General features: G+C 46.9%; 13 protein-coding genes. 5 read left to right on the top strand and 8 right to left on the bottom strand.

Features of this window, described 5'->3' with window-relative positions; genetic code table 11:
* Positions 1-3: 3 nt before the first annotated feature.
* Genes rsmB through def form a run of 3 tightly spaced genes read right to left on the bottom strand, consistent with a single transcriptional unit; the run spans position 4 to position 2,800 of the window.
* Positions 4-1,326, bottom strand: a complete 1,323-nt coding sequence (gene rsmB, locus AR383_RS11165; protein WP_055733213.1) for a 16S rRNA (cytosine(967)-C(5))-methyltransferase RsmB — start codon at positions 1,324-1,326, stop codon at positions 4-6.
* On the bottom strand, positions 1,307-2,275 hold the full coding sequence (gene fmt / locus AR383_RS11160) for a methionyl-tRNA formyltransferase (protein WP_055733212.1): 969 nt from the start codon (positions 2,273-2,275) through the stop codon (positions 1,307-1,309). Before fmt ends, rsmB begins: the two co-directional genes overlap by 20 nt.
* A 24-nt stretch (positions 2,276-2,299) precedes the next feature.
* Positions 2,300-2,800 carry a peptide deformylase gene (gene def / locus AR383_RS11155; protein WP_055733211.1) on the bottom strand — a complete coding sequence of 167 codons (501 nt, stop codon included), beginning with the start codon at positions 2,798-2,800 and terminating at the stop codon, positions 2,300-2,302.
* Positions 2,801-2,902: 102 nt separating this feature from the next.
* Here def and AR383_RS11150 point away from each other — a divergent pair, with 102 nt between their 5' ends.
* The 4 genes from AR383_RS11150 to AR383_RS11135 all read left to right on the top strand — a co-directional run bounded on the left by AR383_RS11150 (position 2,903) and on the right by AR383_RS11135 (position 6,274).
* On the top strand, positions 2,903-3,979 hold the full coding sequence (locus AR383_RS11150) for a LysM peptidoglycan-binding domain-containing protein (protein WP_055733210.1): 1,077 nt from the start codon (positions 2,903-2,905) through the stop codon (positions 3,977-3,979).
* A complete protein-coding gene (dprA, locus tag AR383_RS11145) occupies positions 3,980-5,083 on the top strand; it encodes a DNA-processing protein DprA (RefSeq protein ID WP_055733209.1) in 1,104 nt (367 codons plus the stop codon).
* A gap of 2 nt (positions 5,084-5,085) precedes the next feature.
* Positions 5,086-5,559: a DUF494 family protein gene (locus tag AR383_RS11140; protein ID WP_055733208.1), complete on the top strand. Its 474-nt coding sequence runs from the start codon at positions 5,086-5,088 to the stop codon at positions 5,557-5,559.
* Between the two features lie 139 nt (positions 5,560-5,698).
* Complete coding sequence (locus AR383_RS11135; RefSeq protein WP_055733207.1) at positions 5,699-6,274, top strand: DNA topoisomerase family protein; 576 nt, start codon at positions 5,699-5,701, stop codon at positions 6,272-6,274.
* A gap of 60 nt (positions 6,275-6,334) precedes the next feature.
* Here the strand turns inward: AR383_RS11135 and glnG are convergent, their stop codons facing one another.
* The 4 genes from glnG to glnA all read right to left on the bottom strand — a co-directional run bounded on the left by glnG (position 6,335) and on the right by glnA (position 10,945).
* Complete coding sequence (glnG, locus tag AR383_RS11130) at positions 6,335-7,744, bottom strand: nitrogen regulation protein NR(I) (protein ID WP_055733206.1); 1,410 nt, start codon at positions 7,742-7,744, stop codon at positions 6,335-6,337.
* Between the two features lie 12 nt (positions 7,745-7,756).
* Entirely contained in the window at positions 7,757-8,812 is a 1,056-nt protein-coding gene (glnL, locus tag AR383_RS11125; RefSeq protein ID WP_055733205.1) for a nitrogen regulation protein NR(II), read from the bottom strand.
* Positions 8,813-8,888: 76 nt separating this feature from the next.
* A complete protein-coding gene (locus AR383_RS11120; protein ID WP_055733204.1) occupies positions 8,889-9,431 on the bottom strand; it encodes a DUF4124 domain-containing protein in 543 nt (180 codons plus the stop codon).
* 107 nt (positions 9,432-9,538) lie between these two features.
* The gene (glnA, locus tag AR383_RS11115; RefSeq protein WP_055733203.1) at positions 9,539-10,945 is read right to left on the bottom strand and encodes a glutamate--ammonia ligase; all 1,407 of its coding nucleotides are present in this window, start codon (positions 10,943-10,945) and stop codon (positions 9,539-9,541) included.
* Between the two features lie 344 nt (positions 10,946-11,289).
* Here glnA and typA point away from each other — a divergent pair, with 344 nt between their 5' ends.
* Positions 11,290-13,110 carry a translational GTPase TypA gene (gene typA / locus AR383_RS11110; protein ID WP_198150140.1) on the top strand — a complete coding sequence of 607 codons (1,821 nt, stop codon included), beginning with the start codon at positions 11,290-11,292 and terminating at the stop codon, positions 13,108-13,110.
* A 69-nt stretch (positions 13,111-13,179) separates the two neighbouring features.
* Here the strand turns inward: typA and AR383_RS11105 are convergent, their stop codons facing one another.
* Entirely contained in the window at positions 13,180-14,061 is an 882-nt protein-coding gene (locus AR383_RS11105; protein ID WP_055733201.1) for a PEP-CTERM/exosortase system-associated acyltransferase, read from the bottom strand.
* Between the last annotated feature and the right edge of the window lie 37 nt (positions 14,062-14,098).

Genomic DNA, 14,098 nt, shown 5'->3' with positions numbered 1-14,098 from the left:
AGCTCAGCTGAGCGTTTTACGAAGTCGCGCATAGTAAAAACCGTCCATGTTATTGTCGCCGGGTAAAAGTTGCCATCCGGGTTGTTCTATTGTTTCGTCGCTGTTAATCGGCACCAGTTCCGCATCATCTGTTTGTTGCAAAAAAGCAGCAATTTGCTGGCTATTTTCATCAGGTAGTACCGAACAGGTTGCATAGAGCATCATACCACCGGGCTTTAGCTGCTGCCAAAGGGCTTTTAAAATCGCGGACTGCAGTTTTACCAATTCCTCAATATCAGCATCGCGACGCAGCCATTTAATGTCGGGATGGCGACGAATTACTCCAGTGGCGGAGCAAGGTGCATCCAGCAGTATGCGGTCGAAGGGCTGTTGGTTCCATTGCTCGGGTTGGCTAGCATCGGCGCAAATCAGTTTTGCTTGTAGGCCAATTCTATTCAGGTTTTCATCCACCCGTTTCAGACGCGTGGCTTCGCTATCTACTGCAACCAGTTTGGCGAGTTTGGGTTGTAGCTCAAGAATGTGACAAGTTTTTCCGCCTGGTGCGGCACAAGCATCTAGTACTCGCTCTCCGGCTTGGGCGTCTAATAGGCTTGCAGCGAGTTGCGCGGCACCGTCTTGTACCGAACAAGCTCCTTGGTCAAAACGAGGCAGCTTATGTACAGGTTGAGGCTTTTCTAAACACAATGCTTGCTCACCCAAGTTAGCCGCTTGGCTGGCGATTTCTAAGGCTTGCAGTTCTGCCTGATAATCGTTGCGTTGGCTTTGTAAGGCATTAACGCGGATCCACATGGGGGCGTGTTGGTTATTGGCTTCTAGGATTTCGCCCCAGCGTTCAGGGTAGGCGGCCTTAAGGCGTTTACTTAACCAGCTAGGGTGGCAGTAGAGCAGGCTATCGTTGCCATTTTGTGCGGTGAGTAGTTGCTCACTTTGGCGCTCGGCATTACGTAATACGCCATTTACTAGTTTTTTTAGTGAATGGAGTTTTAGTGCATGAGTGGCCGAAACGGTTTCTGAAACCGCAGCGTGTGCTGGTACTCGCATGTAGAACAGCTGATATAAGCCAACCATTAGCAAGAAGTGACCACGGCGTGATTTTCCCTTTAAGGGCTTATCCATCAGCTGTTGCAACATGGCTTCAAAGCGTGGCAACCAGCGTAATACCCCAAAGCAAAGTTCTTTTACTAGGGCGTGATCGCGAGCAACAACCTGAGGCAGGACTCGCGGCAGCATCTGACTTAAAGATTGGCCTTGGTCGACCACCTGAAAAAGAATGCTGGCGGCGGCTGCGCGGGCACTAAGCTGTTTGCTACTTGGCTGTTCTGCCATGGTTGCTCTCCAATACGCTATTTAACTGAAACCATTCTTTGCGGGCATTCAGTACATCGGCAGCCGCAAGCGCTTTTTTGCCGGGCAGTTGAATGGTTTCTAAACGCAGGGCTTGTTCGCTTGTGGCCACCACAATGCCGTGTTTATCGGCTTGAACGATGGTGCCGGGTTGCGCAGCTTTGCTTAAGGGTTGAACGCTGGCTTGCCATACCTTAACGTTTTGTTCGGCGACCATGAAGTAACTGACGGGACGTGGATTAAAGGCGCGGATGCAGCGCTCGATAAACTCAGCGGGTTGATTCCAATCGATGCAGGCTTCCGCTTTAGAGAGCTTGTTAGCGTAATTGGCGAGGCTATCATCTTGTTTTTCGCCACTAAGTTCGCCTTTGCTTAAACCATTTACCGCTTCAATCAGTGCTTGGGGGCCTGCTTCGGCCAGTTTATGGTAGAGCGAGCCACTGGTATCACTGGCTTCAATGGCAATTTCTTTCTTCAGCAGCATGTCACCGGTATCGAGGCCAATATCCATTTGCATAATGGTTATGCCAGTATGGCTATCACCGGCCCATAATGCACGCTCAATCGGGGCTGCGCCACGCCAACGTGGCAACAGTGAGCCGTGTACATTAATACAGCCTAAGCGTGGGCTATCGAGAATGACCTGAGGCAGTAGCAAGCCGTAGGCAACCACTATCATTAAATCGGCATTCAGCTCGGCTAATTGTTGTTGCGCCGCTTCACTTTTAAAGTTTTCTGGTTGGTATACCGCAATGTCGTGCTCCAGTGCTAGTTGCTTCACCGGGCTGGCTTGAAGCTTCTTGCCGCGTCCGGCTGGGCGATCCGGCTGGGTATAGGCGGCCACAATGTGATGTTCGCTTTCGATTAAAGCGGCGAGGTGGCGCGCTGCGAAGTCGGGCGTGCCTGCAAATATTATCCGCAATGGCGTCATGCTGATTTCCAATTGGTTGAATAGTTACTTGCGACGAGCAAGTTTTTCTAGCTTGGTTTTTACGCGTTGGCGTTTCAGTGGAGAAAGGTAATCGATGAACAATTTGCCTTTCAGGTGATCTAATTCATGTTGTACACAAATCGCCAACAAACCTTCGGCTTCAAAAATTTGTTCTTTACCGTGTTCATCCAGCGCTTTCACCTTGATTTTTTCAGCTCTTGGTACTTGCGCGCGATATTCAGGAACCGAGAGACAGCCTTCTTCGTTGAGGGCTTCGCCATCGGCTTCAAGGATTTCTGGATTGATCAGAGCGAGCCGCTGATTGCGCTCTTCTGATACATCTATTACTACAATTTGCTGATGAATGTTGACCTGTGTCGCAGCTAGACCAACTCCTTCTTCCATATACATGGTTTCGAACATGTTTTCGATTATAGTTCTAACATTATCGTCAATATTATTAACGGGTTGCGCTATAGTACGCAGGCGTTCGTCAGGAAAACGCAATACTTCAAGTACAGCCATAACTTCTGTCTTCAATCTGGTTTTGATAGATTGTTGGTAATTCTAGTCATTTATGTGACTAAAAAACAGCTTTGCTTATAAGGGATGTCGCTGGGAGACACTATGAAAGGGAAAAAATTAGTTTGGCTTTGGGCCTCTTTGTTGTTGCTAGTGGGAAGCGCCATAGCCGACACCTTGAAATTAAAAGAGGATTTCCCCGAGGTTTATGTAGTTAAGAAAGGGGATACGCTTTGGGATATCTCGGAACTGTATTTACACTCGCCTTGGTTATGGCCGCGCTTATGGCAATACAACCCGCAAATTGAAAACCCACATTTAATTTATCCTGGCGATCGCTTGAGCCTGATTTATGAAAATGGTGAGCCACGCTTAGTTCGCAAGCGTATTGTGAAAGTTAGCCCCAAGGCGCACATTGAAGAAAAAACCAAACCCATTCCTACTATCAATTTGTCAGCGATTAGTGCTTTCTTGTCTCACGACCACATTGCCGATGAGGACATGTTGAAAGACGTGCCTTACGTATTGGGTGATAACGATGCGCAATCGCGTATTGCCATAGGCAGAGCGATGTATGTTCGCGGTCAACTTAAGCCTGGGAAATATTTTGGGGTTTATCGTTTAGCCAATAAATACCAAGACCCTTTTACTAAAGAGGAATTGGGTCAGAAGTTGGAGTTTATTGCTGTAGCGGTGTCGGAACGTTTACACGATGACAATATTAGTCAAGTTAAGGTGACTCAGGTTTTAAAAGAGATTAATCAGGGTGACATTATTCTGCCCTTACCAGACCAAGATCGCCTGCCCGCCTATTTTGTGCCTACCAACAAGCACTTGGATGACAATGGCTACATCCTATCGGCCGCAACAGATACCTCGGTAATGAGTCGCTACGATGTGGTGATTATTAACAAAGGCAGCCGCGACAAGGTAGCGCCAGGAGACATGTTTGCGATTGCTCAACCAGGTAAAGTGGTGATCGATAAAGTGAAACGTAAGTCTTATGAGGATATGGCGAATCGCTACGACCGGGCTTTCAATGATGAGCAAGAGAATGTTACGTTGCCAAATGAGAAAGTGGGCGAGCTGATGGTATTTAAAACCTATGAAAAACTTAGCTATGCCATTATTACCGACAGCAAAGTCACTATTCGCCCTCAGTACTTGGTAGAGAACCTATAGTTGCTACCTCAGTTATCGGTAGCTCAATACCTGCTGTTAGCAGAGGTGCCGCGTCTTTCTTTGGCGCGTCTGCAAGAGGTATTAGCTCACACCGGTACTGAGGCTTTGTTTACTGCCAGCGAAGCACAATTACGTGGCTGGCAGTTTAGCTCCGCGCAAATTTCCGCTTTATTAAAACCCAATCAACAGCGCATCGACAATACCCTTAGTTGGTTAGCTGAATCAGGTTGCCAAGTAATCGGCTGCTTTGACGCTTTATATCCTGAATGTTTACGTAATATTCAGCGGCCACCCTTGCTATTGTTTGTTCGTGGCAATGCCGCTTTGTTAAAGCGACCTCAACTGGCCATTGTCGGTAGTCGTCATGCCAGTGTGGTGGCCTTACGGCATAGCCAAATGTTTGCTCAGCAACTAGCAGAACAGGGCTTTACTATTACCAGTGGCTTGGCTTTAGGCATCGATGCGGCAGCCCATAAAGGCGCTTTGCTGGCAAGGCCAGACGCTACCATTGCCGTGGTGGCAACCGGCTTGGATAGAGTCTACCCCAAGCGCCATCAACAGCTCGCCCATCAAATTGTTGAACAAGGCGTCATAGTAAGTGAATTTTGGCCGGGAACCGCCGCTAAGGCTAACCACTTTCCTCGGCGTAATCGAATTATTAGCGGCTTGAGCAAGGCGGTATTGGTGGTGCAAGCAGGCTTGCCCAGTGGCTCTTTGTTGACCGCTAACTATGCTGCAGAGCAGGGGCGAGATGTATTTGCTGTGCCGGGTTCCATCGACGATCCTTTGCATGCGGGTTGCCATTATCTGATTCAGCAAGGCGCTAAATTAGTCAGCTCGGCGGCCGATATTATGGAAGAGCTTGAAGGTTTTATTGAGACGCCTATTCCCCTTTCTCCGGGAATGGAGCAAAATATGCAAGAACAAAATTTGCCTTATCGTCAATTGTTGGATAACGTAGCTTATGAGACAACTTCAATTGATGATTTGGTCTTAAGCACTCAACAACCTGTTGATGCTGTACTGGCTCAGCTAACTGAGCTTGAGATATTGGGTGTTGTGGCCGTAGTGCCAGGTGGTTACGTCAAGCTGAGGAGGAACTAACTATGTTTGATATCCTCATGTATCTGTTCGAAACCTACATACATAGTGATGTAGAACTGTTGATGGATCACGATGAGCTAACTGAAGAGCTTAGTCGGGCGGGGTTTCATAAAGAAGAAATCTATAAGGCCTTAGATTGGTTGGAGCAACTTGCTTCGTTGCAAGACAGCGACAAACAGCCTTATTTAAATCCTTCTGAACTCCCTTCACTTCGGGTGTATACCGCCCAAGAGATTACCAAGTTGGACGTATCTTGCCGTGGCTTTTTATTGTTCTTAGAACAAATGAAAGTGCTCAACGCCGAGACTCGCGAGATGGTTATCGATAGAGTGATGGAGTTGGATGGGCCGGAGTTAGAGCTGGAAGACTTAAAATGGGTCATTTTAATGGTGCTATTTAATGTTCCCGGCAGTGAGTCCGCCTATCAGCAGATGGAAGAGTTATTGTTCGACTTAGGGGATGGGCCTCTTCACTAGTCCGCTCCGTCGTTCAAGGTGCGCCGCTTATTAGCGGTGTGCCGACCAACTTTTGTCGCTATTACACTGCGCTTGCGTCTAATCAATAGCCTATTATTACCATTTTGTTATGCTTAGCACAGTTTAACGAGGTGTAAGCATGTCTAAGATCGATCCTAAATTATTTACCGCCCATGAACACGCCTTAGAAAAAGAATACGATGTTTGTCCTAAATGCGGTGGTGAACTGCAACATCGTAATAGTAAGTCAGGCCCATTTTTAGGTTGTAGCCAATATCCAAGTTGTGATTATAGCCGACCGCTTCATCAACAAGATCATTCCTTAGAAAAGCGACTCCCCGGCACTGCCTGTCCAGAGTGTGGAGAAGAGTTGATGTTGCGCCAAGGCCGTTATGGCATGTTTATCGGCTGTAGCGCTTTTCCTGCTTGTCAGCATATTGAATCGGCTCAGCCGAAAACACCAGCCAGTCCCGACATTACTTGCCCTGCCTGCAATAAGGGCAAATTGGCGGCTAGACAATCGCGCTATGGTAAAACCTTTTATGCCTGTGATGCCTACCCGAAGTGTTCTTATGCGGTAAATGACCAGCCGGTGGCCAAGCCTTGTCCCGAATGTGGCTGGAAGTTATTAGTAGTGAAAAAAACCGCCGCAGGTAAGCGTGAAGTGTGTCCTCAGAAAAGCTGTAAGTATAAGAGTGCTCCGTTAGCCGATTAGTGCGCTTGAGCCCAATAAAAAAGGAGAACCTCGGTTCTCCTTTTTTATTGTTGTTTTAGCTTAAGCCTCTACGTCTAACTCTTTCAATTTACGGGTGAGGGTATTGCGCCCCCAGCCAAGCAAACGTGCCGCTTCTTGTTTGTGCCCGTGAGTATGTTCTAGGGCGGTGGTAAGCATGATTCGCTCAAAGTCGGGCATGGCTTCACTAAGAATATCGATTTGTCCCGAGACCAGTTGTTGAGAAACCCAGCTTTTCAGCAGGGTACGCCAGTTGGCATCGGCTGTTTCACCTGGCTCACTGGCCACCGGTTGGCTCAACTCTGGTGGTAAGTCAGTAGGCAGAACCTCTTGACCACTGGCCATTACCGTTAACCAGCGACAAACGTTTTCTAATTGACGCACATTACCCGGCCAAGCCAATTGCATCATGAAGCGTTGAGTATCTTTGTGCAGCTGTTTGCTTTCTACATTGAGCTCTTTAGCAGCAATCTCTAGGAAGTGCTTGGCTAAAGCTGGAATGTCCTCACGTCGTTCACATAATGAAGGAAGGTGAATACGAATCACATTTAAGCGGTGAAATAAATCTTCACGGAAGTCACCTTCGGTCACCTTCTTCTCTAAGTTTTGGTGAGTCGCGGCGATAATCCGCACGTCTACCTGTACCGGCGAATGTCCACCCACTCGGTAGAATTGTCCATCGGCCAAAACGCGTAACAAACGAGTCTGAATGTCTAGCGGCATGTCACCGATTTCATCGAGGAATAAGGTACCACCATTGGCTTGCTCGAAACGTCCATGGCGTATGTTGTTGGCTCCGGTAAAGGCACCTTTTTCATGACCAAACAGTTCTGACTCAATCAAATCTTTAGGAATCGCGGCCATATTCAGCGCAATGAAGCTGCCGCTAGCGCGAGGGCTGTGCTTGTGTAAGGCGTGAGCGACCAACTCTTTACCGGTACCCGATTGACCATTAATTAACACTGAAATACTTGAGCGTGAAAGGCGACCAATGGCGCGGAAAACTTCCTGCATCGCAGGTGCTTCGCCGATGATTTCTGGTGCTGGGGAGCTAGGCTTGTTATTGGCTTTGTTACCTTTTTGCTCTCTAGATACGGTAACTGCGCGTTCTGTTAAAGCAACGGCTTCGTCGATATCAAAGGGTTTAGGAAGATATTCAAAGGCACCTCTTTGATAAGCATTTACAGCACTATCCAAATCGGAGTGTGCAGTCATGATAATCACTGGCATATCGGGGTAATGCGCTTGAATTTTTTCCAGCAGGCTTAAGCCGTCCATACCGGGCATGCGAATGTCTGAGATCACCACATCGGGTTGCTCGTAATCCAGTTGCTGAAGCATCATTTCGCCATCGGCAAAGCTCAAACAGTCATATCCCGCGGTTTTAAGCGCTTTTTCTAAGACCCAACGAATTGAGCTATCGTCATCAACCACCCATATTGTTGCTGCCATGCTAGTACTTCCTTAACGTCGTAGTGGAAGATGAATGGTAAACTCGGTGTGGCCTGGCCAACTTGCGCATTCTATCTTCCCTTTATGCTGATTAATTAAATTCTGTGAAATTGATAAACCGAGGCCGGTACCGCCTTCTCGCCCCGTGACCATGGGGTAGAACAGGGTGTCGAGTAACTCGGTTGGGATCCCCGGACCATTATCAACGATGCGTATTTCTGCGGCTAGCTTGTAACGCTGACCAGCAATAGTGGCTTGATGAGCTGTTCGGGTAATAATACTAATAATGCCGCCTTTGTCGCCCAAGGCTTGCACTGCATTTTGTACGATGTTGAGAAAGGCCTGCAGTAATTGCTCATGGTCCATCTCAAAGTCGGGAATACTTGGGTCGTAATCACGCTCTACAGTGATTCCCTCGGGTAAATCAAGCTTAACCAGTTGCCTTACTTTCTCTAATACCGAGTGCACATTGTGCAATTCGTGAGTGCCGGGGCGTTGTGGGCCTAATAAGCGGTCAACCAATTTGCGAAGTCGGTCAGCTTGTTCAATGATAATGCCGGTAAACTCTTTTAATTCTGGATTTACCAGCTCTTTCTCTAATAATTGTGCTGCGCCGCGTAGCCCGCCCAAGGGGTTTTTAATTTCGTGGGCTAGTCCGCGAACCAATTCTTTGGCCGCCTGTTGTTGGGCATGTTGGTAGAGCTCTTGAGAAATTTTCTTTTGCTGGCCAATCGCCCGCATTTCCAGCATCAATAAGTTTTTTTTGCTGCTATTGATATGGGTTGCAGAAAGCTCAACCAAGGCGTGATGACTATCAAACACTAAGGTGACTTCGTTGTCGGTAAAGCTTTGCCCATTACTACACAGGGCGTTGAGTTTACTAAGGTCTAGTGAGCTATGTTTCACCTGCATCGCGAGTGGTTCGCCAATTAGGCGTTTGGCACTTTGACCGAGTAACTGCTCGGCTGAGGCATTGACATATTGGATCTTTAACGCAACATCAAGTAGCACAATTGCTGTGACTTGGTTTTCGAGTACTAAGCGCTCTAATCCAGAAATATCTAACACTACTCTCTCCTGAATGGCGCGCACCAAATTGGTGCGCCTGCACGGATTATAAACCTAAAAAGCAGAGAGTGGTTGATCAACCTCCCCCTGAGGCCGTTGCTCCGCCTACTGATGCGTTAGCGCGGTGCAAAAATACAGTTATAGATTTAGACGATGCAATTTCCTTGCCCGATTCATCAACAAGCTGCACTTTTATAGTGTGAGCGCCTCGATCAATATTGGTGAGTTGAAAGTTAGCTATTGGGGTGATCTGCCCTTGCGGAATACCATCCAAAATCAGTTTAAAGCCCATATTGTTTAACGGGGCTGGTTGAGTGGTGGCGCTAATATCCAATTTTCCCTGATTATCGCGGATCGTTTGTTCATGGTTAGGACTGGTTATATTTACCTGATATTTAATCGCTTTTTGTTGTTTTTTTAGCGGCTGTCTCGGGGTGACTAGCGGGCCTGTGGTGGCCGGTGGTGTGACCTCAACCTTTAGTGGAGTAGCCCCTTGTTGAGGGCGGTCTGAAAAATGGGTTATGCCGTTCTCATCAACCCATTGATAGATGGTATCTGCGGCATAGCTAGACGCTACGCTACTCATTAGCAAAGATAAAACTATCAACCATTTGTTCATTAACACTTCCTCCTGATTGTTGCTAAAGGTGGGCGTAATTGCATGAAAATGCAATAAAAAAACCCGCTTTAAAGCGGGTTTTTCAAGCTAAGTAACGTTTTACTTAGTTATACACTGTAGTACATTTCGAACTCAACTGGGTGAGTTGTCATGTTTAGACGCTCGATGTCTGCAGCTTTCAATTCGATGTAAGAATCGATGTAGTCATCAGAGAATACGCCGCCAGCAGTTAAGAAGGCACGGTCTTCGTCCAAGTTTTTCAATGCATCTTCTAGAGAAGTTGCCACTTGTGGAATCGCTGCTGCTTCTTCAGCTGGTAGGTCGTACAAGTCTTTATCCATTGCATCGCCAGGGTGGATCTTGTTCTTAATCCCATCTAGGCCAGCCATCAACATAGCTGAGAATGCTAGGTATGGGTTAGCTGTTGGGTCAGGGAAGCGAACTTCGATACGACGAGCTTTTGGAGATGGAACTACTGGAATACGGATAGAAGCAGAACGGTTACGTGCAGAGTAAGCCAACATAACTGGAGCTTCGAAGCCAGGTACCAAACGCTTGTAAGAGTTAGTTGAAGCGTTGGTGAACGCGTTCAATGCTTTAGCGTGTTTGATGATACCGCCAATGTAGAATAGAGCAGTTTCAGATAGGCCGCCGTATAGGTCGCCAGCAAATAAGTTTTCGCCGTCTTTCCAGATAGACTGGTGAACGTGCATACCACTACCGTTGTCGCCAACTACAGGCTTAGGCATGAAAGTAGCTGTTTTACCGTAAGCGTGAGCAACGTTGTGGATCACGTACTTAAGGATTTGAGTTTCGTCAGCTTTACCAATGATGGTATTGAACTTAGTTGCGATTTCGTTTTGACCAGCAGTCGCTACTTCGTGGTGGTGAGCTTCAACAGTTAGGCCCATTTCTTCCATTACTAGACACATTGCAGAACGAATGTCTTGAGAAGAATCAACAGGAGCTACTGGGAAGTAACCGCCTTTCACGCCTGGACGGTGACCAGTGTTGCCGTCTTCGAAAGCTTTGTCTGAGTTCCAGCAAGCTTCGTCAGCATCGATTTTGTACATAGAACCTGACATGTCAGTTTTGTACTTAACGTCGTCAAACAAGAAGAATTCTGGCTCTGGACCGAAGTAAGCAGTATCTGCAATACCAGAAGCGCGCATGTATTCTTCAGCACGTTTGGCTACTGAACGTGGGTCACGGTCGTAACCTTGCATAGTAGCAGGCTCTAATACGTCACAACGAAGGTTTAAGGTAGTTTCTTCGGTGAATGGGTCAAGAACGGCAGTTGCAGCGTCAGGCATTAGTACCATGTCTGATTCGTTGATGCCTTTCCAGCCAGCAATTGAAGAACCATCAAACATTTTACCGTCGGTGAAGAAATCTTCGTCAACTTGGTGCGATGGAATAGATACGTGTTGTTCTTTACCTTTAGTATCGGTAAAGCGTAGGTCAACAAATTTAACTTCTTGCTCTTTAAGCAAAGCTAAAACTTCTGCAGACATGTTTTTAACCTCCGGTGTCATCAAAATTGATGGTTCAATCGATTTAATAGTATTTATTTTTACGAATAATCGTCGTTGTTTTGCATCAAGCTAAAACTATGCCAAGACGTAAATCATTGAAATTATTAATGATTGACGCGAGAGGCATCAATATAGTGCAATTCGTTGCACTACTATGGTGCTGTGTCTGTCCGTTTTGGTGCATTAAGTTGTTAGCTGGCAATATAATACCCTATTCGGCTGAATTAAAAACCGTGATCAACTTAAAACTATGAGAATTTGTCGTTTATATGTACAATAGCGCACTTTTTCTTTTTACCTCACTTTATGAAGGGCTGAAAGCCGTGCTAGATAAGTTAAGAAACATCGCCATTATTGCTCACGTTGACCATGGTAAAACTACCTTGGTAGACAAACTATTGCAGCAATCGGGCACTCTGCAAACACGTGGAGATGCGGAAGAGCGAGTGATGGACTCAAACGATCTTGAAAAAGAACGTGGAATTACCATTTTGGCCAAGAATACGGCGATTGAGTGGAATGATTACCACATCAATATCGTTGATACTCCTGGACACGCTGATTTCGGTGGTGAGGTAGAACGCGTATTGTCTATGGTTGATTCGGTATTGTTGTTGGTAGACGCCCAAGAAGGCCCAATGCCACAGACCCGTTTCGTAACTCAAAAAGCGTTTGCGCAAGGTCTAAAACCGATTTTGGTGATTAACAAAATCGATAAGCCCGGTGCTCGCCCTGACTGGGTAATGGATCAGGTATTTGATTTATTCGATAACCTTGGTGCAACTGACGAGCAGTTAGACTTCCAAGTGGTTTACGCTTCAGCCCTGAATGGTTGGGCTAGCTCTGAAGAGGGCGTACAAACCGACAACATGGAAGCACTATTTCAAGCCATCGTGGATAACGTTGCACCACCAGAAGCCAAAAGCGGTGAAGGCCTGCAAATGCAAATCTCTCAGCTTGATTACAACTCTTACGTAGGTGTAATTGGTGTGGGCCGTGTATCACGTGGTTCGGTGAAAACTAACCAACAAGTGACCGTAGTGGGTGCCGACGGTAAAACTCGTAACGGTAAAGTGGGCCAAGTATTGGGTTACTTAGGTCTAGAGCGTCACGAAGTCGCTGAAGCCAATGCCGGTGATATTATTGCTATTACTGGTTTAGGTGAGCTGAAAATTTCTGACACCATTTGTGACCAAAGCAATGTAGAAGCCTTGCCTGCCTTGTCAGTTGATGAGCCTACCGTCACCATGACCTTCCAAGTAAACACTTCTCCTTTTGCCGGTAAAGAAGGCAAATACGTGACTTCACGTAATATTTTGGAGCGTTTACAACAGGAGCTAGTACATAACGTAGCGCTACGTGTAGAAGAAACTGATGATCCTGATAAATTCCGTGTATCGGGTCGTGGTGAACTACACCTAGGTATTCTGATTGAAAACATGCGTCGTGAAGGCTTTGAGCTAGCGGTATCACGCCCTGAAGTAATTCTTCGCACCGTAGATGGCAAGTTAGAAGAACCTTATGAAGTGGTGACCATCGATGTGGAAGAAGAGCATCAAGGTAGCATCATGGAGCAAATTGGCTTACGTAAGGGTGAGTTAACCGACATGGCACCAGACGGCAAAGGCCGCGTGCGTATGGACTTCATGATTCCTTCGCGTGGCTTAATTGGTTTCCAAACCGAGTTCATGACCCTAACTTCGGGTTCTGGTTTGCTTTACCATACTTTCGATCACTATGGTCCCCATAAAGGCGGCACTATTGGTCAGCGCCAAAACGGCGTATTGATCTCTAACGCTACCGGTAAAGCGCTAACTTACGCCTTGTTCAACCTACAAGAGCGTGGCCGCTTATTCACTAAGCATGCTGATGAAGTGTATGAAGGTCAGGTTGTGGGTATTCACAGTCGCGATAACGACCTTACCGTGAACTGTCTTAAAGGCAAGCAGCTAACTAACGTTCGTGCTTCGGGTACTGATGAAGCGCAGGTGCTAACGCCACCCATCGTGATGACGCTAGAACAAGCGCTTGAGTTTATTGATGACGATGAATTAGTTGAGGTAACGCCAGAGAATATTCGTATTCGTAAGCGTCACTTAACTGAAAATGAGCGTAAACGTGCTGCGCGTCCGCCTAAAGCTTAAGCGGAACCTGTACTGGTAATATTAAGGCAGCTTAGGCTGCCTTTTTTATTGCACAAAAAAAGGGCGAGGCTACTTAGCTCTGCAGAGGCAGGGGAGCAGGGTAGCAGGGTAGTTATTTGGATTGGTGCTCGCTTGAGTTAGTAGTCCCATGCTGGCCTGTACGTTTTGTTTTATCAACTCAAACAAGGGCTGATATAACAGCGGTAAATAGCTTTGAAAGCGCTCGATAGTAATATGGTAGGCGGCACGAATACCATGGTAATCAATATCGGGTCCGATGCGGGTCATTTTGATGCCAAATAATGACAAGCTACGGGCCAGTTTGGGTTCTACCATGACGTAAGCGTGCTTGATTCCGCTATGCTCAGCGATGATCGATGCGGCTAGGTAGAGGCTGATACTGATATAAGGAAAGGTGCGTAGCTCCTTATCACTAAAGCGATCTAAACCGACTCCAGAGGGTCTTGCCCCATATTGCTGGTCGATGCGACGGCGACGAAACAAGCCATCTAAGGCCACTCGTGATACTTCACAAATATCTTCTTTAGCAAAATTGTCGGGGTGCAGCTTACGATCGGTAATTGCGGAACTACAGGCATCCAATAAGGGGAGGCTTTGCTGGCTATTAGGGTTAACCAGTCTTAAGCAGCCCGCATCTAAACCCGAATTGAGATGTTGTACACGACAAAAGTGAGAGTAGCTATCGTATTGGTCACGCTCTAGTTGTAGCGCGTTACTCGGCTCAAACTGAAACTCTTCACAGTACACTCGATGGCGTAGTTGAAAGATGCTGCGTAAGTCGTGCTCGGTGCTGGCAACGCTGGCCTGAAAATAACGTTGGTAGCGTTGCGCTAGTACTTCGCCTTGATGTAACAGCGTTAGCTGTTTCACTGAGGGGGCGGAATAAGCATGTTTACGAGGGGCAATACTGCTCGGTTGCTGATGACTCACATGAAAACCCTGTGTTATTCCCTAATGGCTAACCTTG

Source organism: Agarivorans gilvus, assembly GCF_001420915.1.
GTDB classification, from domain to species: domain Bacteria; phylum Pseudomonadota; class Gammaproteobacteria; order Enterobacterales; family Celerinatantimonadaceae; genus Agarivorans; species Agarivorans gilvus.
Note: the sequence above shows the minus strand (reverse complement) of the source record. Positions and strands in the feature narration are given on the sequence as shown.

What these genes read in the sequence shown, in the direction of transcription:
- rsmB (WP_055733213.1), bottom strand. Translation starts at nt 1,326, where the DNA reads ATGGCAGAACAGCCAAGTAGCAAACAGCTTAGTGCCCGCGCAGCCGCC.
- fmt (WP_055733212.1), bottom strand. Translation starts at nt 2,275, where the DNA reads ATGACGCCATTGCGGATAATATTTGCAGGCACGCCCGACTTCGCAGCG.
- def (WP_055733211.1), bottom strand. Translation starts at nt 2,800, where the DNA reads ATGGCTGTACTTGAAGTATTGCGTTTTCCTGACGAACGCCTGCGTACT.
- AR383_RS11150 (WP_055733210.1), top strand. Translation starts at nt 2,903, where the DNA reads ATGAAAGGGAAAAAATTAGTTTGGCTTTGGGCCTCTTTGTTGTTGCTA.
- AR383_RS11140 (WP_055733208.1), top strand. Translation starts at nt 5,086, where the DNA reads ATGTTTGATATCCTCATGTATCTGTTCGAAACCTACATACATAGTGAT.
- AR383_RS11135 (WP_055733207.1), top strand. Translation starts at nt 5,699, where the DNA reads ATGTCTAAGATCGATCCTAAATTATTTACCGCCCATGAACACGCCTTA.
- glnG (WP_055733206.1), bottom strand. Translation starts at nt 7,744, where the DNA reads ATGGCAGCAACAATATGGGTGGTTGATGACGATAGCTCAATTCGTTGG.
- AR383_RS11120 (WP_055733204.1), bottom strand. Translation starts at nt 9,431, where the DNA reads ATGAACAAATGGTTGATAGTTTTATCTTTGCTAATGAGTAGCGTAGCG.
- glnA (WP_055733203.1), bottom strand. Translation starts at nt 10,945, where the DNA reads ATGTCTGCAGAAGTTTTAGCTTTGCTTAAAGAGCAAGAAGTTAAATTT.